Origin of the sequence: Amaricoccus macauensis (genome assembly GCF_049800915.1) — a bacterium.
Lineage (GTDB): Bacteria > Pseudomonadota > Alphaproteobacteria > Rhodobacterales > Rhodobacteraceae > Amaricoccus > Amaricoccus macauensis_A.
In genome coordinates, this window is record NZ_JBNAFY010000004.1 from 220,548 (window position 1) to 242,789 (window position 22,242).

Here is a 22,242-nt window from a genome sequence, read left to right on the forward strand (position 1 = left end):
CATAAAGGCGCGGTGTGTGTGGCCTCGCGGTCATCAGGCGGCATCGACTGCCTGTTCCGCAGCCTGCCTTGCCCACATCGACGCGTATCTTCCACGGTGCGCAAGAAGATCGGCATGCGTCCCGACTTCCGTGATGACGCCCTTCTCGAGGACGATGATCTTGTCGGCATCGGCAACCGTGGACAGACGATGGGCAATCGTGAGCACCGTCCGCCCGATGCTCATGGCTCTGAGGCTGTCCTGTATGCTGCGCTCGGTCTCGGTGTCCAACGCGCTCGTGGCCTCATCCAATAGAAGGATCGGTGGATCCTTTAGCAGTGTTCTGGCTATGCCCACCCGCTGCTTTTCTCCTCCCGAGAGCTTCAATCCGCGCTCACCCACAACGGTGTCATAGCCGTCGGGCAATCTGGTGATGAAGTCGTGGATCTGTGCCGCGCGCGCAGCCTGCTCGACCGCTTCCACACTGGCATCCGGTCGGCCATAGGAAATGTTGTAGCCTATGGTATCGTTGAAAAGCACGGTATCCTGCGGAACAATTCCGATCGCGGCCCGCAGACTGTCTTGGGTGACGTCGCGCAAATCCTGCCCATCAATCAGTATGGCACCCCTGCGAACATCATAGAACCGGAACAACAGACGCCCGATGGTCGACTTTCCCGACCCGGACGGCCCGACGATCGCAACCGTCTGCCCAGGCGCCACGATCAGCGAGAAGTCGTGAAGTATCCCGCGCTCGCCGTCATAGGAAAAATCCACGTTGCGAAATTCGATCTGTCCGCGCTCGACAATCAGCGGCCCGGCCTCCGGCCTGTCGGCAATTTCTGCAGGCTGGCGGAGAAGGTCGAACATGCTTCCCATGTCCACGAGTGCCTGACGTATCTCGCGATAGACCGTTCCCAGGAAGTTCAGCGGCATCGTGATCTGAACCATGTAGGCATTGACCATGACGAAATCGCCCACGGTGAGAGTACCGGACCGCACCCCGTTCGCAGCCATTACCATGACCACGACAAGTCCCGTCGAAATCAGGAAGGATTGTCCGAAATTCAGCCAGGCGAGAGAAATACCGGTTTGCACGGCGGCCTTCTCGTAGCCGCGCATTGAATCGTCGTAGCGTGCGGCCTCGCGCTCTTCCGCATTGAAATATTTGACCGTTTCGAAATTCAGCAGGCTGTCAACGGCCTTCTGATTGGCGTCCGTATCCCGTTCGTTCATCCTCCGTCTGATGCGTACGCGCATCTCGGAAACCTTGAACGTGAACCAGACATAGACCCCAATCACCAGGGAAACGACCGCCAGATACCAGAACCCGAAAACCGAGGCGAGTATGATAAGCACAAGCCCCAGTTCGATGATCAACGGCACGATGGAAAACAGGAGGAAGCGCAGAAGAAACTCCACGCCCTTGACCCCACGTTCGATGACCCGGCTCAGCCCGCCGGTTTTGCGGGTTATGTGATACCGAAGACTGAGCGCGTGAATATGGCGGAACGTCTCCAGGGCGATGCGGCGCAGCGCCCTTTGGCCCACCCGCGCGAATAGCCCGTCTCGAAGCTGGGCGAAACCGACGCCAGCAAGTCGCATCATCCCGTAGAAGATGGTCAACGCGATTGGCCCCGCGAGCAGGAGATACTCGGCCTGGTTCTGGCTATCTTCAGGAGCAAGTCCATCGACTGCCCCTTTGAAAAAGAAGGGTGTCGAGACGGTCGCTATCTTTGAAACGATGAGAGCGACCATGGCCAGAACGACGCGCCGGCGAATTGCTGGCGCGTCCGAAGGCCAGAGCTCCGGGAAGACCTTACGTATGGTTTCCCACCCTGAGTCCGACACATCCGCTGGCTGGCGGTTAGGCTCTGCTGGCATATTCTCGGCTTGGCTTTACTCTTTGAAGCCGGGGATAGTTAAGACCTGGCCAGGGTAAATCAAGTCGGGATCGCGAATGAGCTCGCGGTTGGCCGTGAAAATGAGAGCGTAGTGCACCCCGGTCCCGTAGTGCAATCTGGAGATTGTCCAGAGTGTTCCCCCCGGCTGCACGGTTGCGAGGATGCCTGGCGACTTACCGGCGGCGCTCGTTCCCGGGCGCGGACGCGGGCCATCTGGCAGATCCCGCTGGAAGGGCGTCTCGACCCTGCTTTCAACTTCTCCGTCGTCGCCAATCTGGTCTACCCGCAGACGGTAGAGCCCCTGCTGCAGATCATCAAGCCCGGCCAGCCAACGACCGTTCCCGCCGATCGTGCCCTCGGCCTGCAGGTTGTTGTCGATATAGACGCGAATGGCCGCCTCTGCCGGACCTGTTCCCGACAGTTCGATCTGACCATCGGGGTTGTAGGCGATGCTGCCGAGTGTCACTTGATCGGCTACGATGATCTCGCTTTCATCGACCATCGAACTGACCTCAATGCCGCCACGGCGAACAATCGCGGTTGCAGCTACCCTCTGCGCATCTTCCAATGCCGGATCGGCCTGTGCCTCTGCCGTCTCCTCACGCGGAAAGAGCATGACGACCTCTTCAGACGGGATCATCACATCCCCTGCTCCGGTAGCCTCCATGGAAAGGGCAACTGGCTCGGAGGAGGGTTCTGCATCGAAGAACGCCACAAAGTTGCCATCCGCATCAGCTTCCGTGCTGGCGAGTGCCGTGCCATCGGCCAGGATGGAAATTTCCGCCCCGGGTTCGGCGTAACCCGCGACCAAGGCTGACCCGCGGGGATCGACGCGTACGACATCGAATGACGGCGCTCGACCGGATGATGGCTTGAAATCGGGAAGTTCCGGGGTAAACCCGCTGACACCGGTAGAAGGTGCAGCCGGCACATGTACACCTGCCACCTCCGGGGAAGACAATCCAACCTCTTCCGCGCCTTCAGAGGTCAGGGCCGTTGCTTCAAGCTCCGGAGTGACGAGACCCGACCGGACCACGTAGATGGCTATGGCCGCAAGAAGGATACCCCCAAGGGCGATCGCAACACCAGTATCCGTCTTGCGGGATGTCCGTGTTTCGTCCAAAGGTCAATTTCCTTGTGTGGCGACGCAGGTTTGCGTTGGCATAGCCCAAAACAGTATCAGGCCATCTGAGACCCGGTTGCGATAGGTAGCTCGCAGTTTGGTTAAAATTCTCGAAATACAGGCGATAACCGAGGCACGGAGCCCTCACGAATGTCAGAAGTCATGAAATCGGTTTGCGTTTTTTGCGGTTCGCGTCATGGGAAGAACCCGGAGTTCACCGATGCGGCCTGCGATCTCGGCACGGAACTGGCACTCGCCGGCTTGCGCCTCGTCTATGGCGCAGGAGATGTCGGTCTCATGGGAGAGGTCGCCCGGGCAGCGCAAAAGGCAGGGGGCACCACTTTCGGGGTCATTCCGACACATCTCATGCGCGCCGAGGTCGGCAAGCGCGATCTGACAACGCTGGTCGTCACTGAAACCATGCACGAGCGCAAGAAGGTGATGTTCATGAACGCCGATGCGATCGTGACGCTTCCAGGCGGGGCCGGTTCGCTCGATGAACTCTTCGAGGTGCTGACATGGCGCCAGCTCGGCCTCCACGCGAAACCCGTATATCTTCTAAACATCAATGACTATTGGGAACCGCTGATCACTCTGGTCGAACACATGATCGACGCGGGATTCATCGAGGAAAGCTTCCGGGGCTACTTCACCGTCATACCCGACGTGGCGACGCTCATGGAGCGCCTGCGCGCCGATCTCTGCTGAACGAAGCTCGCAACGGCATAAATGGCCAAGGCCGACCAGATGAGGGGGAAGGCGATGGCATGCCACGGCGTGAATGCCTCTCCGAACACAGCGACCGCCACCGTGAACTGGAGTGTCGGATTCAGATACTGGACCAGCCCCAGCGTCGCGTAATTCACCCGCTGAGCGGCATAGGACATCAGGATCAGCGGCGTGGCTGTCAGTGGGCCCGACCCGACAAGAAGAAGCGACGCGCTTGTGTCCTGGCCAAAACGTCCCCAGTCATCGCCTGCTCCACCATTGCCGAAATGCGCCCAAGCCAGAAAACCTGCAACCAGAGGAACGAACAGGAGGGTCTCGACGAAGACGCTCACCATAGGTTCGATCGTCAGTCGCTTCTTGACCAGACCGTAACAGCCGAAGGTGCCCGCCAAAACCAGCGCAATCCAGGGTGGCTTGCCGAGACCGAATGTCAGCACCACGACGGCGAACGTGGCGAGTGCAATCGCCACCCCCTGCCACAGGGAAAAACGTTCCCTGAAAAAGAAGAAGCCCAGCGCCACAGCGACGAGAGGAAAACAGTAGTACCCCAGGCTCGCCTCAAGCGCGTGCCCCGAATGGATCGAGTGGATGAAGAGAAACCAGTTCGCCGCGATCATTACCGCAGCCACAAGGATGGCCAGGATGACGCGGCGGTCGGCGAATGCGTGCCACACCGCTCCGGCCTGGCGCCTCAGACAAAGAATCCCCCCGAAGAAGACAGCACTCCAGAGGATGCGGTGTGAAAGCACCTCTAGGGGCGCCACGGTGTCGAGTGCCTTGTAATACATGCCGGACAGCCCCCAGATCGTGGCCGCAGCCACCATCGCGCCCAATCCCTTCGCACCGTCCGTCATTGTCAATCTCGCCAGAAAACCGAAGAGGCCCGGCTCACATCGAGCCGGGCCCCATCTTGCATTGCTACGTCCGTTGTCGTCAGAGCTGCGAAGCGACGTATTCCCAGTTCACCAGCTTGTCGAGGAAGTTGGTGAGGTAAGCGGGCCGCTTGTTGCGGAAGTCGATGTAGTAGGAATGCTCCCACACATCGCAGCCGAGAAGCGCCTTCTGGCCGAAACAGAGCGGGTTCACGCCGTTTTCGGTCTTGGTCACCTTGAGTGCGCCATCGGCGTCAGCCACCAGCCAGCACCAGCCGGAGCCGAACTGACCCGCGCCCGCGGCCGAGAAATCCGACTTGAACTGATCGACGGAACCGAAGCAATCCACGATGCGGCTCTCGAGCTCGCTCGGCATTGCGGAGGTGCCCGGGCCCATCATCTTCCAGAACTGGACATGGTTCCAATGCTGGGATGCGTTGTTGAAGATGCCGGACTGCGCGACCGCGTCGGCATTGTAGGTGCCGGTGATGATCTCTTCGACCGACTTGCCTTCCCATTCGGTGCCGGCAATCAGCTTGTTGCCGTTGTCGACATAGGCCTTGTGGTGGATGTCGTGGTGAAACTCGAGGGTTTCACGGGACATGCCATTCTCGGCAAGCGCGTCGTGTGCGTAGGGAAGATCGGGAAGTTCAAAAGGCATTCATATCCCCTCTTTTCTAGGCGGTGCCCCGGTAGGGGACACCTTTGGTCAGCAGCTTCTGGCTGCGTTATAGGCTCCTGCCCCGCCGGGGCAAACCCCTCGCGCGGCACGAGAGCGAAAATCCGTTTGTCCGGCGCAACTTTTCCAGTCGCGCTCCGTCATACCGGCATCAGCGCCGCCGCAACGCGCCGACCTTCCGCCAGCAAGACGTTGTAGGTCCGGCAGGCCGAAGGGGTCGTCATGATCTCGACACCAATCCCCGCCGCTTCGAGCCTCGCTCGCTCCGCAACAAAACTGGCATCGGGCGCAACGAGTTCGCCACCCACTCCGACGAGCAGGACATCGAATTCCCCCGCCCGGTCGGCAAAGACCGAGAGATCATGCAGGCCGGCCCAATTCGAAACCCCGGTCTGAAACAGGGCGATGGCACCATGAACCACCTGTCCACGCAGCCTGAAGCCCTCTGCACCATAGCTATCGATCGGGACCGCGCCATCGGGAAAGAGAACCTCGGTTGCAAGCATGTGGCACTTCCTCGTTCGCTGTTCCGCCGTCTCGCTTAAGTCCCCGCTCAGGCTTCCACGTCAGCGAATTGCGTGCCGGCCTTTCCGGTGGGTTTCGATCCGTCCCGGTTCAGCCCGAGACGCACCAGAAGCATGGAGGCGATGTAGATGGACGAGTAGGTTCCAACCACCACACCCCAAATCATCGCAAAGGTGAAACCCTTGATGACGCTCCCACCAAAGAAATAGAGCGCCAGCAGAGCAATCAAGGTGGTGCCCGACGTCATGATCGTCCGGCTCAGCGTTTCGTTGATCGATAGATCGATCAGATCATCGAGCGGCTTGGACTTGTATTTCCTCAGGTTCTCGCGAACCCGGTCGAACACGATGACCGTATCATTGAGCGAGTAGCCGACGATGGTCAGGATAGCAGCGATGATCGAGAGGTTGAACTCGATCTGCAGCAGGCTGAATACACCGATGGTCAGGATCACGTCGTGAACCAGCGAAGCCACCGCCGCCACGGAAAACTGCCACTCGAAGCGGATCCAGATGTAGAAAAGGATCGCGAGGATCGCCAGCGTTACGGCAAGAACGCCGGCCTGAACAAGTTCCCCCGAAACCTTCGCACCCACATTGTCGACCTGAAGATACGAAATCCCCGGGAACGCGGCGTCAAGCACGGTTCGAAGTTCGGTCACGACTGCGCTCTGCGCATCTGGATCGTCTCCGGTGATCCCCACGCGCATGAGGATCGTCTGCCCGGCTCCACCCTCACCGGAAGAAACCTCCGTAACGGCGACCTGCCCGAGATCGAGACCGTTCAGAATGTCCCGATACTCGCCGATGGGGCGTTCTTCGGGCATCTCCGCCATTACGAGCGTGCCGCCGCGGAAATCGATGCCGTAGTTCAGCCCGAGGGCAAAAAAGAGGATCACGGAAGCAATCATGGCGCCGATCGATGCGAACACCGCAGCCTTGCCAAGCTTCAAGAAGCCGATTGTGGTCGTCTCGGGAATGAGGCGCAGGCGCATCTGTGTTCTCCGTCAGACGGTGATTGACTTGGGACGGCGACGGTCGAACCACGTCACGACCATCAAGCGGGTGATGAAGAGTGCCGAGAACACCGAAGTCAGAATGCCGAGGCCAAGCGTCACGGCAAATCCGCGGACCGGGCCCGATCCCATGAGATAAAGGATGGCGGCGGCTATCAGCGTGGTGATGTTAGCATCAACAATCGCGCTAAAGGCCTTCTCGTAGCCAAGTTGGATTGCGCGCGCAGGCCCCTTCGCCGTTTTCAGCTCCTCGCGAATACGCTCGTAGACCAGAACATTCGCATCAACTGCCATACCGATTGTCAGAACGAGGCCGGCAATACCGGGCAGGGTCAGCGTCGCACCGATGACGCTCAGAAGAGCGAAGATCAGCGCGATGTTGATAACAAGGGCGACGTTGGCAAACAGCCCGAACATGCCGTAGCTTGCGGTCATGAAGACAAGCACGGCGCCAAGCGCCACGACAGCTGCCACCTTTCCGGCCTCGATTGAATCGTGACCGAGTTCCGGGCCGATGGTTCTCTGTTCGAGAACCTTGATTTCGGCTGGAAGCGCGCCCGCGCGCAACAACACGGACAATCGGTTGGACTCCTCGGGCGTGAAATTCCCGGTGATGATGCCCGATCCCCCCGCAATATGGCTCTGGATCACCGGCGCCGAGATCACCTCCCCGTCCAGCACGATGGCGAAGGGAGAACCGATATTCTCGGCAGTGTAGCTGCCGAAGGCCGCGCCGCCTGCCGCGTTAAACCGGAAGCTGACAGCGGGGCGGCCGTTCTGGTCGAAGCTCGGCTGGCTGTCCACCAGTTGCTCGCCCGTCACGACTGAGCGCCGCTCCAGAACGTAGTAGACGCCTTCGATGTCCATCGAGGGATAGACGACCTCGTCCAGCCCCGGCTCCACCGCCGGGTCCGTCGTTTCCCGCACCACGGCATGGAAGGAGAGCCGCGCCGTCTGGCCGATTACCTGGAGGAGTTCTTCAGCCGAGCCGATGCCAGGCACCTGCACCAGAATGCGGTCGGCACCCTGCCGTTGAATAGTGGGCTCCCGGGTTCCGGTCTCGTCCACGCGGCGCCGGATGATCTCGAGGCTCTGGCGCAAAGTCCGTTCATCGATGGCGCGCCGCTCGGCCTCCGAAAGCGTCACGACGACCTCGTCTCCGTCCGTGCGGGTCTCGAAATCGCGCGAAGCTGCTCCGGTGAAGGACAGGACAGGCTGGGACGCGGCACGAACGGCATCCGCCGCGGCATCCATCGCATCAGGATTTCCGATCCGGATCCGTAACTCATCGGGCGCGCTGTCAAGGCGGCGCACCGACCCGACAAGATCGCGCTCTTCCCTGAGAAGGTCGCGCAAGGTTGGCCACAGGCTCTCGATGCGCTCGACATACACGTCGGATGTCTGCACCTCTACCAGCACATGCGCACCGCCCCGCAGATCGAGGCCGAGGTTGACCAGCTTGGACGGCAACATGCCTGGCCAGCCACCAAGCGCTGCCTCCTCCTCGGAGCCAAGCGTCTGCCCGGCTTCGACCATCGCGCGTGCATCATTCGCGCGTTCGACCCGGGAGTAGAACAGGTTCGGCAACGCGAGCGCCAACCCGAACAGGCAGATGAACAGAACGACCGTTCGCTTCCAGAGCGGAAATTGCAGCATGGAGAGGTCCTATATGGGGCGCGGCCCGAGCATTCCGGGCCGAAACCGTCGCGAAGGCCGTCTATCAGGCTTCAGCAGGCTCGGTCTTGCTGAGAACCTGCGTGATCGTGCCCTTGACGATCTTCACCTTGACGTTGGGCGCAATCTCGACTTCGACCTCGTTGTCCGCGACCTTGGTGACCTTGCCGATCATGCCCCCTGAGGTGACGACCTGATCCCCACGCCGCAGCGCCTCGACCATGGCCTTGTGCTCCTTGACCTTCTTCTGCTGAGGCCGGATCATCAGGAAGTACATGATCGCGAAAATCAGCAGGATCGGCACGAAACTGATCAGGCCGCCAGCGGCCCCCTGAGCTCCGGCAGCCTGTGCAAAGGCAGGAGTTGCGAACATGCGTGTGACCCTCTTCTCTATCGGCCGGGCCTCCGGCCCAGGCACCCATCATCCGGCAGGACACCCCGCCGGCAAAATCGCGCGGACACTAGCGCCGGGCCCCGGCGATGGCAAGACGGCGCGCAGTGCGGGGTTCCCCCGGCTCCGGGCGAAACGTTAATGAGAGGCTAAGGAGAGTGGACCCGTTTTTCAACGCGACGGGGGAAACGTCGGATTTTGACGTAAGATGAATTGCATAGAATATTTTCTTGAGTATGGAATCGATATGGAACGTGTATGGTTTCGGTATGGCAAACCAACCATACGCAACGTTTGCGTAACGTCTGCGCAACACGTCAGCCGACAATATTTGATCTGAGGACCGCAGGACAGGATAGTCTCACCGGGGAACTTCTGCGTGAGAAACCGGCGCTACGGCCCCTGTCCCAATGACAATCACAGGTCTACGAACGGTCCCGAATTTCGCGCAGGTAGTCCAGAACAGCGTAGATGACCCTGTAGAGGACATAGTACATGAACAACATGTTGGCGAACGGAATGAGGCTCGAGATTACCCAGATCGCCGGACTTGCCCCCTCGATCCTTCTGGCCAGGAAGAAGTTCCCGATTGCAAACGGGATCGTCAGCAGCACGAGAGGCAGAAATGAGAGTAGCATGTGAATCGCGGGATCAACTGCAGGCGGCTCCATGAACGACTTCCTTCCAGTTCCTTCAAACAAAGAGACGTGCCGCGAACTAAGCAAACATTACTAAGGCCACGTTGCACAAAAGGCTGCAAAACCATTAAAATCTGCAATATTTCTCATGTATGACTACGCTTCTCCTGTGAGGGGCCGAAACGCAGTGTGGACTTCTGTGCCGCAGGACTTTGCGGCGACGAAGCGCCCAAATTGAGGTTATCGACTGCGTCACGCCCGGACCGATGCCAGGCCGACCGGCACGTTATTCGGGCGTGACAAGGCTGCATTCCTATTTCGCGGCGGCATTTTCCCGGATGAACCTGCCGGTCTGAAGGTCACGCATCGCCTCCATCAGTTCGGCGCGCGTGTTCATGACGATCGGACCGTGCCAGGCCACCGGCTCCTTGAGGGGACGGCCGCTGACAAGAAGAAAGCGCACGCCCTCCGCACCAGAACGAACCGTGATCTCGTCGCCGGTGTCGAACCGCACGAGCGTTCGGTTCCCTGACATATCGCGAATGTTGAGCTCCTGCCCCCGATATTCCTTCTCGACCTTCACACCTTCGGGTGCCGAGGCATCCCGAAAGCTCGCGGTTCCCTGGAATACATAGGCGAAAGCACTGGAATAGGTGTCGACGGGCAACGTCTTGCGCAGGTTCGGCGGCACCCAGACGTCGAGATACATGGGTTCTGCCGCGATCCCGTCCACCGGACCCTTCTGTCCCCAGAAACTGCCGACGATGACCTTCACCCGGGTCCCGTCGTCATCGACGATTTCGGGAATGTCCGCGCCCTGAATGTCCTGATAGCGCGGCGAGGTCATCTTTAGGGAGGATGGCAGGTTCGCCCAAAGCTGGAAACCGTGCATCCGGCCCCGCGCGCTGCCCCGTGGCATTTCCTGATGCATGATGCCGGAGCCCGCGGTCATCCACTGAACCGATCCTGCACCGAGCAGCCCGCGGTTGCCGAGGCTATCGGAATGCTCAACCTCGCCATCGAGTACATATGTGATCGTCTCGATGCCCCGATGCGGGTGCCAGGGAAATCCAGCCTTGTAATCCGCGGGATCGTCGTTGCGGAAATCATCGAGGAGCAGGAAGGGATCGCTCTCCGATGTGTCTCCGAACCCGAAGGCCCGGTGAAGCTTGACACCCGCGCCCTCGATGGCCGGGGTCGCCCTTATTTCGTTCTTCACGGCCCTGAAAGACATGACGCACCTCCTGATTTGCTTGCCACTAAAGATACGATCGACACCGGAAGGAACAATGCGCTGTTCTGCGAAAACATTGTTTCCATTTCTGCGCCTAAAATCATGCGAGATCTGATATTTGACCAAACCGGATCCGGCGCGTTTGGAATTTGGAAACCCTTTCGGAAGAGATCTGGGGCCTGGAAACGAACTCAGCCTCCGGAACTTGCCCATGTCTGCGAAACCTCAGTCGATCGACCGGACCCTGTCACAGGCGCGGAGCTTCGCGAAGCGGGGCGAGATCATGCAGGCCGAGGCACTCTATCGCGATGTTCTGGAGCGCTTCCCGCAAAACAAGCGGGCGATCACGGGTCTGCGCGACCTGACGAATGATGTGACGGAGCAGAAAAAGAACGCGCTCAAGAAGAAGGCCGTCCCCATATCCGAGAGGGTCGACCCCGCGACGGCCTCGGTCAATCGCGGGCGGCGATACCTGGCCGCCCATCGCCCCGACCGCGCAGAGGCGGCGTTTGCGGAAGCGGTGCAGGCGAACCCGAAATCGGCAGCCGCCCTGAGCGGGCTCAGCGCCTCGCTCCGACTGCTGGGCCGCACCCAGGAAGCCATCGATGCCGCGAGACGCGCGATCGAGATAAACCCCCTCCTCGGGATCGCGCATGAGAACCTCGGTAGCGCACTGGTCCAGATGGAAGACCATCCCGAAGCGCTCTTGTGCTTCGCCGAGGCCATGCGCCTCAATCCGATGTATTCGGCGACCTACGTCAACACCGCCGAGGCGCTGATGTCGCTCGGCAAATACGACGAGGCGCTGAAGAGCTTGGGGATCGCCCTCAAGATCAAGCCGGACTCTCCGCAGATCCACAGCCAGCTCGGAACGTCGCTGAACAAGATGGGTCGTCACGACGAGGCCCTGGAAAGCCTCAACGAAGCGCTTCGGCTCTCTCCGAGACAGTCGGCCGTGCACAACAATATAGGGGCCGTGCTCGGCGCCATGGGCAACCGCTCAGACGCCTGCAACAGCTTTGCGCGTGCGGTCGAATTGCAGAAGGAGCATGCCCAGGCTCACTTCAACCTGGCGAACTACAAGAAATTCAGCGAAGGCGACCCGCAGATCGCGGAAATGCGTGAGTTGCTGGACCGCCCCGGTGTCTCTTCCGAGGATGCACGCTTCTTCAATTTCGCCCTCGGGAAGGCCTACGAGGACCTCGGCGAATTTGCGGAGAGCTTCCCCTATTATCTCGAGGGAAACCGCTTGCGGAAGGAATCCTCGGGCTACGAGTTCGGCATGGACATCCGGCTGTTCAACCGGATCAAGAGCATGTTCCCCGAAGAGAATCCGCCGGCTCTCACCGACGAAGCATGGGACGGACCGCGCCCGGTCTTCGTGGTCGGAATGCCCCGGTCCGGCACCTCGCTCATGGAGCAGATCCTCGCGAGTCACAGCAGCGTCTATGGTGCGGGCGAGCTCGAGCTTCTGGCCCGTGCCGCGCGGCGGGTGTTCTTCTCCGAGGAAGGCATGACCACCGGCCGGATCACGGACGAGCAACTTCGCGAGTGTCGCGACGACTACCGGGACGGCATCGCCAAGCTCGGGATCGAGTCCCCCGTCTTCGTCGACAAGATGCCGCTCAACTTCCGCTTTGCCGGCTGGATTCTCTCTTCCATGCCGGAGGCACGGATCATTCACATGCAGCGCGACCCGGTCGCGACATGCTGGTCCGTTTTCAAACACTGCTTCGCCAGCCGCGGCAACGGTTACGCCTATGACCTCGATGACCTTGGCAGGTATTTCGGCCTCTATCGGGACCTGATGGCCTACTGGCACCGTCTCTACCCCGGCCGCATCCTCGACATGCCTTATGAGGATCTGACGGAACACCAGGAAGAACAGTCCCGCCGGGCCCTCGAGCATGCGGAATTGCCCTGGGAAGACGCTGTTCTGGAATTCCACCGCACCAAGCGCTCGGTGATGACGGCTTCTGCGAACCAGGTTCGCAAGAAGATGTACAAGGGTAGCTCGCAGGCCTGGCACAAGTATGAGCAGTGGCTCGATCCTCTCAAGGCTGCGCTCGGCGAAAACCTGACGTGATCCTTCCCCTGCGGCCTGCCTGCCGCAGCTGGCACGCAAAGCCGATTGACCATCATTTGCCCAATCCCTAAGGAACCCTCCTGCGGATGGCCGGATGGCCGCGGCGTGAAAGCGTCGAGGAAAGTCCGGACTCCAGGGAGACATGGCGGCGGGTAACGCCCGCCCGGGGCAACCCGAGGGAAAGCGCCACAGAGAACAGACCGCCCGCACCTTCGGGTCGCGGGTAAGGGTGAAACGGTGGGGTAAGAGCCCACCGCGCTGGCGGCAACGTCGGCGGCACGGCAAGCCCCGCCAGGAGCAAGGCCAAATAGGGACCGCGCCGGGGCCTCGCGCCCCAGGGTTCTCCCGCCCAGGCGGTCCGGGTTGGCTGCTAGATCCCGCCGGCAACGGTGGGGCCAGAGGAATGGTCATCGGTGTGCGAAAGCACACGACAGAATCCGGCTTACAGGCCATCCGCAGACCTCACGGCATGGGATCTCATGCCACAGTTGGCTGGCGAATCGCGAGGACGCCCATTTTTCCGGCTTTTGTCGCAAAAATGCCCGCACCGCGCCTTCCAGGGGCGAATTTTGCCTGCGAAAAACTACCTCAGATTGAATCTAGATGTTGCGCCATGAACGCCACGCAATCCCAATATGTTCTTGGAACATAGAATTTTTTGGAAAATTGAGGCAAATCTGCATCAGAGATGCGGTGCAAGACCACGATATCCCACAAAAATCCATTGAGTTGTACAAGGTGCCATGCTATCCAAAATTCCACGGACAGCGGCGTATGACGAACAAGGGTCAAAGCACCCCAAAATCAAAAATTCGGCAGGCTTCATACAGGCACGCAGCTTTCCGCAACGAGGCGAAGACCCGACGCGAACGACGATCGAGAGCAGACCATAAAAACGGCGGCGCAGTCGGGCCGTGGACCCAAAATGGGACCGAATGGCGGGTCGTGCACAGAAGATGCACGGCCCGCCATTCGCTTGAAGAGGGCATTGAGCAGGAGACTGGCCGTTGGCACGGCGCTTCAGAGGCGAATCGGTCCACAAGGTAGACCAGAAGGGTCGCGTGTCGGTCCCCGCCTCCTTTCGCCGTGTGATCGAGGAAGGCGACCCCGACTGGTCCCCCGGCAGCCAGCCCACATTCGTTCTCATCTACGGCCTCCCCGGAAAACCGCATCTTCAGGGCTACACGGTCAAGGGCGTGGCCGAGCTTGAAGCGATGGTCGACCGGATGCCCCGCTTCTCCAAGAAGCGCCGCGCGATGGAGCATATCCTGAGCACGAAATCATCCGATGCCCAGGTCGATGACAACGGCCGCATCATCCTTTCCGCGAAACTGCGCGAGATCGCCGGCCTGAACGGTGAAGCGGTCTTTGCCGGCGCAAACAAGAACTTCGAGGTCTGGTCACCCGAGGCCTATGCCGAGCATGAAGCAATGCTCATGGAGACAATCGACGATCTCGGCGGCGCGGACGCACTCGAGAACATCTTCGAGGAACTCGAAGAAGACGGAGGTGGCCTGTGATCCACACACCCGTCACTCCTCATATCCCCGTCCTGCTGGAGTCGCTGATCCAGGCGGTCTCCCCGGTTTCCGGCGTATGGCTCGATGGAACCCTCGGTGCGGGTGGCTATACCCGCGCATTGCTGGAGGCTGGAGCAGCACATGTGATCGGCGTCGATCGCGATCCGGAAGCCCTCCGTCGCGCCGACGACTGGAAACCCGGCTATGGCGACGCGATCACCGTGCGAGAAGGCCGTTTCGGGGAGCTTGATCTGATCGCCCGCGAGGCGGGATTCGAGAAACTTGACGGCGTGGTGCTCGATATCGGCGTCTCCTCCATGCAGATCGACCAGGACGACCGCGGCTTTTCCTTCCAGAAGGAAGGGCCGCTCGACATGCGCATGGAGCAGTCGGGCACCTCCGCCGCCGATCTGGTGAACACCCTGCCCGAGGCCGAACTGGCCGACATCCTCTTCCAGCTCGGCGAAGAGCGTGCGTCTCGCCGGATCGCGAAAGCGATCGTCAAGGAACGGGCCACTACCCCTTTCGAGACGACGCTCCAGCTTGCCGCGATCATCGAGAAATGCCTGCCACGGCCCAAACCAGGCCAGCCTCATCCGGCGACCCGGAGTTTTCAGGCGCTGCGCATCGCGGTGAATAACGAACTGGGCGAACTGGCAAACGGCCTCACAGCGGCCGAAAATGCGCTCGCGCCGGGAGGATGGCTGGCTGTCGTCACCTTCCACTCGCTCGAGGACCGGATCGTCAAACGCTACATTCAGGCGAGCAGCGGCTCGAACCCCCGCGGCAATCGCCATGCCCCGGAAGGCGGCCCGGTGGATGAGCCGCGCTTTGAGCGCACGACGCGCAACGCCATCGCGCCATCTGCGTCCGAAACCGCCGCCAACCCCCGCGCGCGCTCGGCCAAGCTCCGCGTCGCCCGTCGTCTCGACGCACCCGCACTGCCGGTCGAGCCAGCCGAGCTCGGCCTTCCGCCAGTCGTGTTGCACGGAATGCGCCAATGAAACTGGTTCTCTATCTCTCAGCCATCACTTTCGTCGCCGTCTGCGCCACCTGGGCCTACAGGGTGAATTACTCGACCCGTGAGGCGATGGGGCGGGTCGTCGAGCTCCGGCGAGAAATCGCCCGCGAGCACGAAGCGCTCAACGCCCTGCGCGGCGAATGGGCCTATCTCAACCGTCCGGAGCGACTGCGGGCGCTGGTCGCGCAGAACCGAGACGCGCTCGGGCTCGTACCCCTCAACCCGGAGCATTTCGGCACGGTCGCCATCGTCGCCTATCCGCCCGAACCCGACAATCTTCAGGAAACCGCTGTGGAGGCCGAAAAATGATCAGACGCCCGCTTCGCCCTCTCGCGCGCGTGCTTTCCGCCCGCGAGGCTGGCACCAATCCGGATTTCATCGAAGCGCAGGAACGCCAGCGGCGCTTCCTGGCCCGCCAAAGCCAGGAGCGGCGCAAGGCGGAGGCCCGCCTCGTCCTTCTTGGCGCCGTGTTCATTCTCGGTTTCTCCGCAGTCGCGGGGCGCATGGCCCTGGTTGCGGCCGCGATCCCGACCGAACCCGTTCACGGGTTCTCGCAGGACCCGATCACCACCCAGCGCGCCGATATCGTCGACCGCAACGGCATCGTGCTCGCGACGAACACCGCCACGGCTTCGCTCTATGCCCACCCGCACGAGATGGTTGATCCCGTTGCCGCGGCGAAGGGCCTGGCGTCGATCTTCGAGGATCTCGACGAAGACCAACTGCTGGCAAAATTCACGAGTGGCCGCAGGTTCCTCTGGATCAGGCGAACCGTCTCGCCCGAACAGCGCCAGCTCGTGCATGATCTGGGCGAACCGGGGCTGCTGTTCGGCCCCCGCGAGCAGCGCCTCTATCCCAACGGATCGGTCGCCGCCCATGTTCTGGGCAGCACCGGCTTCGGCCGCGAGGGGGTGAGTGCCGCCGAAATCGTTGGCAAGGCCGGCATTGAACGGACCTTCGACGCACGTCTTCGCGATACCGAGCGCACGAGCGAACCGCTTCGCCTGTCGCTCGACCTGCCCGTGCAGTCCGCGCTTCAGGAAGTTCTCGCCCAGGGCATGAAGGACATGAACGCCGTCGGCGCGGCGGGCATCCTGATGGAAGCCAAGACCGGTCGCATCCGCGCCATCACCAGTCTGCCGGAATTCGACGCGAACTTCCGCCCCGCGCTGCCATCGAGCGGCGATCCGGCGGACAGCCCGCTCTTCAATCGCGCAGCCCAGGGTCGCTACGAACTCGGCTCGACCTTCAAGCCGCTCACCGTGGCCCACGCCTTGGAAAACGGCGTCGTGTCGCCGCACACCATGATCGAGACCAAGGGACCGATGAAATGGGGCCGCTACACGATCCGCGATTTCCGGGACTACGGCCCCCGGCTCAGCGTCACCGACGTTCTGGTCAAATCCTCGAACATCGGCACGGCCCGCATCGCCGTCGAAATGGGCACCGAAAGCCAGAAGGCCCTTCTTGAGGAGCTCGGCTTCTTCGAACCGGTGCGTCTCGAGATCCCCGAGGCGACGCAGGCAATGCCGCTTCTGCCAACCCGCTGGTCCGACCTGACGACCATGACCATCTCCTATGGCCACGGCATTGCCATCACCCCGCTCCATCTTGCGTCCGCCTACGCGACCCTCGCCAATGGCGGCTATCGCGTCACGCCGACGCTGATCGAGGATGGCCAGATCACACCGGGCCCGCGTGTTTTCTCGGAGCGGACCTCCCGCGAGGTGCGCGAGATGATGCGCCAGGTCGTGATGCGTGGCACAGCCAAAGAGGCGGATGTGCCCGGCTACGAAATCGCGGGCAAGACCGGCACCGCCGACAAACCCTCGGCAACCGGTGGCTACGAGCGGGACAAGGTCATCTCCACCTTCGCCTCCTTCTTCCCGGCTTCCGATCCGGAATACGTGCTGATCGTGAGCCTCGACGAACCGGAAACCATCATCAACAAGACCCGTTTCCGCACCGCCGGCCTTACGGCCGCACCGGTCGCTGCAGACGTCATCGCGCGGATTGCCCCCGTATTGGGCATGCGCCCCAAGCCGGAGGGTGCGGGCCCCGAACAGGTGCTTTACACGCTTGCCGGAAACGAATAGCCGATGAGGCGTAGAGGGTCACAGTCGGGGCGCGATGACCGGAACAAAGCGGACAGATACCCTGATCGGGTTTGAGGCACTCGGCCTTCTCACCGGAACCCGCCGGGGCGGTGACTGGGCGGGCGTGCTTCCTGAGATCACCGGTCTCTCGGTGGACAGCCGGAAGACCGAGCCGGGCCACCTCTTCGTGGCCCTTCCAGGATCCAATACCCATGGCGCGGAATTCGTTTCCTATGCCCTGCGCATGGGGGCGGTTGCCGTTCTCACCGATCCGCGCGGGCTTGAACTTGCCGAGGCCGAAATCGGCCCCCTGAACATCCCGGTGATCGTCTCCGAAGATCCGCGCTACAGCTTCGCCATAGCAGCCTCGCGCTGGTTCGGCGGTCAGCCCGACGTGATCGTCGCGGTTACGGGCACCAATGGCAAGACATCGGTGGCAAGCTTCACGCGGCAGATCTGGGAAACCATGGGCGAACGGGCCGTAAACTTTGGCACTACGGGTGTCGAAGGTGCGGTTTCCGCGCCGCTGAGCCACACCACACCCGAACCGATCACACTCCACAGCCTGCTCGATGACCTGACCGACCAAGGGGTCAGCCACGCCGCGATGGAGGCATCGAGCCACGGGCTCGACCAGTGCCGCCTCGACGGAGTGCGCCTGAGTGCTGCGGGCTTTACGAACATCACCCGCGACCACCTCGACTATCACCCAGATTTCGAGAGCTATTTCGACGCAAAACTGCGCCTCTTCCGCAAGATCCTGCCGCGCAACGGCACGGCGGTCATCAACCTCGATGATCCTCAGGGCGGAATGGTCCTTTCCGCCGCGCAGGAGCGTGGTCAGAGCGTGCTTACCGTGGGCCGCACGGAGCTTGCCGACCTCCGCCTGCTCGCTCAGCGTTTCGATGCGACGGGCCAGGAGGTTCTCTACTCGTGGAAGGGCAAGAGCCAACGCGCGAGGCTCAACCTGATCGGCGGTTTCCAGGCCAGCAATGCGCTCATGGCCGCGGGTCTCGCGATCGGCTCCGGCAGCGATCCGGAGAGCGTCCTGCCTGCGATCGAGCAGTTGCGGACCGTGCGCGGACGGATGGAACTCGCCGCAACGCGCGCCAACGGTGCCTCGGTTTTCGTTGATTACGCCCATACGCCCGACGCGCTCACCACCGCGATCAACGCCCTTCGCCCTCATTCCATGGGCCGGTTGATCGTCGTCTTCGGCGCCGGCGGTGATCGTGACAGGGGCAAACGCCCGCTCATGGGGGCTGCCGCCGCACGCGCCGCAGACGTGATTTTCGTGACAGACGACAACCCGCGCAATGAGGACCCCGGTGAGATCCGCGCCGAAATTCTCGCCGGCTGTCCCGATGCCACGGAGATCGGCGACCGCGCCGAGGCCATCCTCGCGGCCGTCGATACGCTGCAGCCTGGCGACGCCCTGCTCATCGCGGGCAAGGGCCACGAAACCGGTCAGATCATCGGCTCCGACACTTTGCCCTTCGACGACATCGAACAGGCCAGCGTCGCTGTTGCAGCACTCGACGGGCTCGGCGCATGACACCTCTCTGGACCCGCGATGAAGCGGTGCGCGCGACAGGGGGCACATGCCCTTCAGACTGGACTGCGACAGGCGTTTCCATCGACACCCGCACGCTCCGGCCCGGTGACCTCTTCATCGCGCTGAAGGATGTGCGCGACGGGCACGATTTCGTAGCCCAGGCTTTCGAGAAGGGCGCTGGGGCGGCTCTCGTCTCCCGCCACCCCGAAGGGGTCGCAGCCGATGCGCCCCTGCTGGTGGTCCCAGACGTGCTGGAAGGTCTCCGCGCCCTTGCCACCGCAGCACGTTCGCGCTTCCAAGGCAGGCTCGTCGCCGTGACGGGATCCGTCGGAAAGACCAGTTCCAAGGAAATGCTGCGTCATGTCCTTGGTGCGCAGGCCATCACCCATGCCGCCGAAAAGAGCTACAACAATCACTGGGGGGTGCCGCTCACGCTCGCGCGCATGCCGGCGGATGCGGCCTTTGCCGTGATCGAGATCGGCATGAATGCTCCGGGCGAGATCGCGCCGCTCTCGCGCCTTGCGAGGCCCGATGTGGCCCTGATCACCGCCGTCGAGGCGGTCCACCTGGCGGCCTTCCGCGACATCCGTGGCATTGCCCGCGAAAAGGCCGCGATCATGGAGGGGCTCGAGCCCGGCGGCATCATCGTCCTCAACCGTGACACGCCCACCTACCCGACCCTCTTGCGCGCCGCCCGTCACCGCCGGGCCGCCCCGGTCCGCTTCGGCAGTACCGGGCGCCCCGAACTCCGCCTCGTGGAAGCCGCAATCGGAAAGACCGGCACTTCGGTCTCGGCGCGCAATGGCAGAACCCCCTTCTACTTCCGCATCGGCGCGCGCGGCCGCCATCTCGCAATGAATGCGCTTGGCGTCCTAGCCTGCGTCGAGGCCCTCGGCGCGGATGTTGGCCGTGCTGCGATCAGCCTCGCGAGCTGGGAACCGCCGGATGGGCGTGGCGCGCGCTGGAAGATCGACCTTGGCCCTGCCGGCATGGATGGCAGCATCACGCTGATCGACGAAAGCTACAACGCCAACCCGGCCGCGGTTGCCGCAACGCTCGAGGTGCTCGCCGCCGAAGAGCCGCAGCATGATGTCGGGCGCGTGGCGAAGGGCCGGCGTATCGCGTTCCTGGGCGACATGCTCGAACTGGGCCCCGAGGAGATCCACCTCCACGCGGGCCTCGCCAAGGTTCCTGCGCTGGACGCCATCACGGTCGTGCACTGCGCCGGCGAACGCATGCAGGCGCTTCACGAGGCCCTTCCGCCGGACAGGCGCGGCGAATGGTTCCAGTCCTCTGACCAGATGGCCACACGTGCACGAAAGTTGCTGGATGCCGGCGACATTGCGATGGTAAAGGGGTCATTCGGCTCGAAAATGGGATTGGTCGTCGACGCCATAAAGTCGCTCGGCGAAGCAACTCCGGAACTCCCCGAGGAAGGCTAGCACAGAGAAGATGCTCTATTATCTCGCCGAACTGTCGGACAGTATCAGCTTCCTGAACGTCTTCAGATACATCACCTTCCGTGCGGGCGGCGCGTTCCTCACGGCCCTCATATTCGGCTTTCTCTTCGGCCGTCCCCTGATCGAGACCCTGCGCGTGCGCCAGGGCCGGGGGCAGCCGATCCGCTCCGACGGACCCGAAGGCCACATTCTCTCGAAGGCCGGAACTCCCACCATGGGCGGACTGCTGATCTTATCGGCCCTTCTCTTTTCCACCCTGCTCTGGGCGCGACTGGACAACGGCTTCGTCTGGCTCGTGATGCTCGTGACCTTCGGCTTCGGCCTGATCGGCTTCGCGGATGACTATGCCAAGGTCCGCAAGCAGCACCACGCAGGCGTCTCGGGCCGGGTCCGGCTCGGCGCGGGTTTCGCCATCGCCGCCATTGCGGGCGGGTGGGCGATGTATCTTCACCCCTCGGAACTTTCCGGCGAACTCGCATTTCCGGTCTTCAAGGAATACCTGCTCGGACTGAGCTTCCTCTTCGTGCCCTTCGCCATGCTGGTGATCGTGGGCGCGGCAAACGCCGTGAACCTCACCGACGGTCTCGATGGCCTCGCCATCATGCCGGTGATGATCGCAGCCGGCTCCTTCGGGATCATCGCCTATGTGGTCGGCCGGGTCGATTTCACCAACTACCTCGGGCTCCACTTCGTCCCCGGAACCGGCGAGATCCTGATCTTCGTCGCGGCCCTCATCGGCGGGGGCCTGGGGTTCCTGTGGTATAACGCTCCGCCTGCGGCTGTCTTCATGGGCGATACCGGCTCACTGGCATTGGGCGGCGCACTCGGTGCGATCGCAGTTGCCACGAAGCACGAGATCGTGCTCGCGATCATTGGCGGGCTCTTCGTGGTGGAAGCGCTCTCCGTCATCATTCAGGTCGCCTATTACAAACGGACGAAGAAGCGCGTCTTCCTGATGGCGCCGATCCACCACCATTTCGAGAAACTCGGCTGGGCCGAGCCACAAATCGTCATCCGGTTCTGGATCATTTCGCTCATTCTCGCGATGATCGGGCTCGCGACACTCAAGCTGCGGTAGAATCGCACGCGCAAACTACAATTCGGAGGCTCCGGAAAAATGCTGCACTATCCCGTGCTCGAAGATGAGACCGAAGACGACAAGTCGGACGACAAGGCACCGGCCGGAAAGGCCGAGGCCCTGTTCTTCCAGAGCCGCAACGTGATCATCACCGGCACGATCAACGACAAGCTGGCCCGTGGTGCGGTCACCCAGCTGCTCGCCCTTGCCGAGGCAAGCGACGATCCGATCAACGTGATCATTTCCTCGCCCGGCGGCCACGTCGAGTCGGGCGACATGGTTCACGACATGATCCAGTTCATCAAACCCAAGGTGCGTGTGATCGGGTCCGGCTGGGTCGCGAGCGCGGGCGCCCTGATCTTTGTCGGCGCCGCGAAGGAAAACCGCTACTGCCTGCCCAACACGCGCTTCCTGCTGCACGAACCCCGCGGCGGCATCGGCGGACAGGCGACGGACATGATGATCCAGGCCGAACAGATCCGCATCATGCGCGAGCGGTTCCACAAGCTCTTCGCCGAAGCCACGGGCCACACCCCCGAGAAGATCGCCGAGGACACCCACCGCGATTTCTGGCTCACTGCCTCGGAAGCGATCGATTACGGTCTGAACAACAAGATCATCAGGTCCGTCACGGAACTCGGCTAAGACCGGCACACCTGACAA

At 61.9% G+C, this 22,242-nt stretch carries 20 protein-coding genes and 1 other RNA gene; 11 read left to right on the forward strand and 10 right to left on the reverse strand.

Features of this window, described 5'->3' with window-relative positions; genetic code table 11:
* Window positions 1-33: 33 nt before the first annotated feature.
* Both ACP15W_RS11645 and ACP15W_RS11650 read right to left on the reverse strand, forming a co-directional pair.
* Complete coding sequence (locus tag ACP15W_RS11645) at window positions 34-1,863, reverse strand: ABCB family ABC transporter ATP-binding protein/permease (protein ID WP_424933066.1); 1,830 nt, start codon at window positions 1,861-1,863, stop codon at window positions 34-36.
* 15 nt (window positions 1,864-1,878) lie between these two features.
* Window positions 1,879-3,006, reverse strand: a complete 1,128-nt coding sequence (locus tag ACP15W_RS11650; RefSeq protein WP_424933067.1) for a LysM peptidoglycan-binding domain-containing protein — start codon at window positions 3,004-3,006, stop codon at window positions 1,879-1,881.
* A gap of 150 nt (window positions 3,007-3,156) precedes the next feature.
* Between ACP15W_RS11650 and ACP15W_RS11655 the strand changes: the two genes are divergently transcribed.
* Entirely contained in the window at window positions 3,157-3,714 is a 558-nt protein-coding gene (locus ACP15W_RS11655) for a TIGR00730 family Rossman fold protein (RefSeq protein WP_424933068.1), read from the forward strand.
* Here ACP15W_RS11655 and rarD read toward each other — a convergent pair.
* The 8 genes from rarD to ACP15W_RS11695 form a co-directional block, all read right to left on the reverse strand.
* Window positions 3,651-4,589 (reverse strand): EamA family transporter RarD, encoded by a 939-nt coding sequence (gene rarD, locus ACP15W_RS11660; RefSeq protein WP_424933069.1) that lies wholly within the window; start codon window positions 4,587-4,589, stop codon window positions 3,651-3,653. The two genes, ACP15W_RS11655 and rarD, sit on opposite strands and share 64 nt — an antisense overlap.
* A gap of 79 nt (window positions 4,590-4,668) precedes the next feature.
* Window positions 4,669-5,268, reverse strand: coding sequence for a superoxide dismutase (locus tag ACP15W_RS11665; RefSeq protein WP_424933070.1), 600 nt, complete (start codon window positions 5,266-5,268; stop codon window positions 4,669-4,671).
* Between the two features lie 158 nt (window positions 5,269-5,426).
* Window positions 5,427-5,792: an Mth938-like domain-containing protein gene (locus tag ACP15W_RS11670; protein ID WP_424933071.1), complete on the reverse strand. Its 366-nt coding sequence runs from the start codon at window positions 5,790-5,792 to the stop codon at window positions 5,427-5,429.
* A gap of 47 nt (window positions 5,793-5,839) precedes the next feature.
* The gene (gene secF, locus ACP15W_RS11675) at window positions 5,840-6,805 is read right to left on the reverse strand and encodes a protein translocase subunit SecF (RefSeq protein WP_424933072.1); all 966 of its coding nucleotides are present in this window, start codon (window positions 6,803-6,805) and stop codon (window positions 5,840-5,842) included.
* A gap of 12 nt (window positions 6,806-6,817) precedes the next feature.
* The gene (gene secD, locus ACP15W_RS11680) at window positions 6,818-8,482 is read right to left on the reverse strand and encodes a protein translocase subunit SecD (protein WP_424933073.1); all 1,665 of its coding nucleotides are present in this window, start codon (window positions 8,480-8,482) and stop codon (window positions 6,818-6,820) included.
* A 64-nt stretch (window positions 8,483-8,546) separates the two neighbouring features.
* Window positions 8,547-8,873 (reverse strand): preprotein translocase subunit YajC, encoded by a 327-nt coding sequence (gene yajC / locus ACP15W_RS11685; protein ID WP_424933074.1) that lies wholly within the window; start codon window positions 8,871-8,873, stop codon window positions 8,547-8,549.
* Between the two features lie 443 nt (window positions 8,874-9,316).
* Window positions 9,317-9,562, reverse strand: coding sequence for a hypothetical protein (locus ACP15W_RS11690; protein ID WP_424933075.1), 246 nt, complete (start codon window positions 9,560-9,562; stop codon window positions 9,317-9,319).
* A gap of 280 nt (window positions 9,563-9,842) precedes the next feature.
* Window positions 9,843-10,763, reverse strand: a complete 921-nt coding sequence (locus tag ACP15W_RS11695) for a pirin family protein (protein WP_424933076.1) — start codon at window positions 10,761-10,763, stop codon at window positions 9,843-9,845.
* A 211-nt stretch (window positions 10,764-10,974) separates the two neighbouring features.
* On the opposite strand from ACP15W_RS11695, the gene ACP15W_RS11700 reads away from it, so the two are divergent.
* From ACP15W_RS11700 to ACP15W_RS11745, 10 genes are all read left to right on the forward strand, one after another.
* The gene (locus ACP15W_RS11700; RefSeq protein ID WP_424933077.1) at window positions 10,975-12,849 is read left to right on the forward strand and encodes a tetratricopeptide repeat-containing sulfotransferase family protein; all 1,875 of its coding nucleotides are present in this window, start codon (window positions 10,975-10,977) and stop codon (window positions 12,847-12,849) included.
* A gap of 82 nt (window positions 12,850-12,931) precedes the next feature.
* An RNA gene (rnpB, locus tag ACP15W_RS11705) (RNase P RNA component class A) lies at window positions 12,932-13,310 on the forward strand.
* Window positions 13,311-13,910: 600 nt separating this feature from the next.
* A complete protein-coding gene (locus ACP15W_RS11710) occupies window positions 13,911-14,369 on the forward strand; it encodes a division/cell wall cluster transcriptional repressor MraZ (RefSeq protein ID WP_424933078.1) in 459 nt (152 codons plus the stop codon).
* The gene (gene rsmH / locus ACP15W_RS11715) at window positions 14,369-15,373 is read left to right on the forward strand and encodes a 16S rRNA (cytosine(1402)-N(4))-methyltransferase RsmH (protein ID WP_424933401.1); all 1,005 of its coding nucleotides are present in this window, start codon (window positions 14,369-14,371) and stop codon (window positions 15,371-15,373) included. Before ACP15W_RS11710 ends, rsmH begins: the two co-directional genes overlap by 1 nt.
* Window positions 15,370-15,699 (forward strand): cell division protein FtsL, encoded by a 330-nt coding sequence (gene ftsL, locus ACP15W_RS11720; protein WP_424933079.1) that lies wholly within the window; start codon window positions 15,370-15,372, stop codon window positions 15,697-15,699. Before rsmH ends, ftsL begins: the two co-directional genes overlap by 4 nt.
* Entirely contained in the window at window positions 15,696-17,486 is a 1,791-nt protein-coding gene (locus tag ACP15W_RS11725; RefSeq protein ID WP_424933080.1) for a peptidoglycan D,D-transpeptidase FtsI family protein, read from the forward strand. The genes ftsL and ACP15W_RS11725 overlap by 4 nt, the downstream gene beginning before the upstream one ends.
* A gap of 34 nt (window positions 17,487-17,520) precedes the next feature.
* The gene (locus tag ACP15W_RS11730) at window positions 17,521-19,041 is read left to right on the forward strand and encodes a UDP-N-acetylmuramoyl-L-alanyl-D-glutamate--2,6-diaminopimelate ligase (protein WP_424933081.1); all 1,521 of its coding nucleotides are present in this window, start codon (window positions 17,521-17,523) and stop codon (window positions 19,039-19,041) included.
* A complete protein-coding gene (locus tag ACP15W_RS11735) occupies window positions 19,038-20,483 on the forward strand; it encodes a UDP-N-acetylmuramoyl-tripeptide--D-alanyl-D-alanine ligase (RefSeq protein ID WP_424933082.1) in 1,446 nt (481 codons plus the stop codon). Before ACP15W_RS11730 ends, ACP15W_RS11735 begins: the two co-directional genes overlap by 4 nt.
* A gap of 10 nt (window positions 20,484-20,493) precedes the next feature.
* Window positions 20,494-21,579, forward strand: coding sequence for a phospho-N-acetylmuramoyl-pentapeptide-transferase (gene mraY, locus ACP15W_RS11740; RefSeq protein WP_424933083.1), 1,086 nt, complete (start codon window positions 20,494-20,496; stop codon window positions 21,577-21,579).
* Window positions 21,580-21,618: 39 nt separating this feature from the next.
* Entirely contained in the window at window positions 21,619-22,224 is a 606-nt protein-coding gene (locus ACP15W_RS11745; protein WP_424933084.1) for an ATP-dependent Clp protease proteolytic subunit, read from the forward strand.
* The last annotated feature ends 18 nt before the right edge of the window (window positions 22,225-22,242 follow it).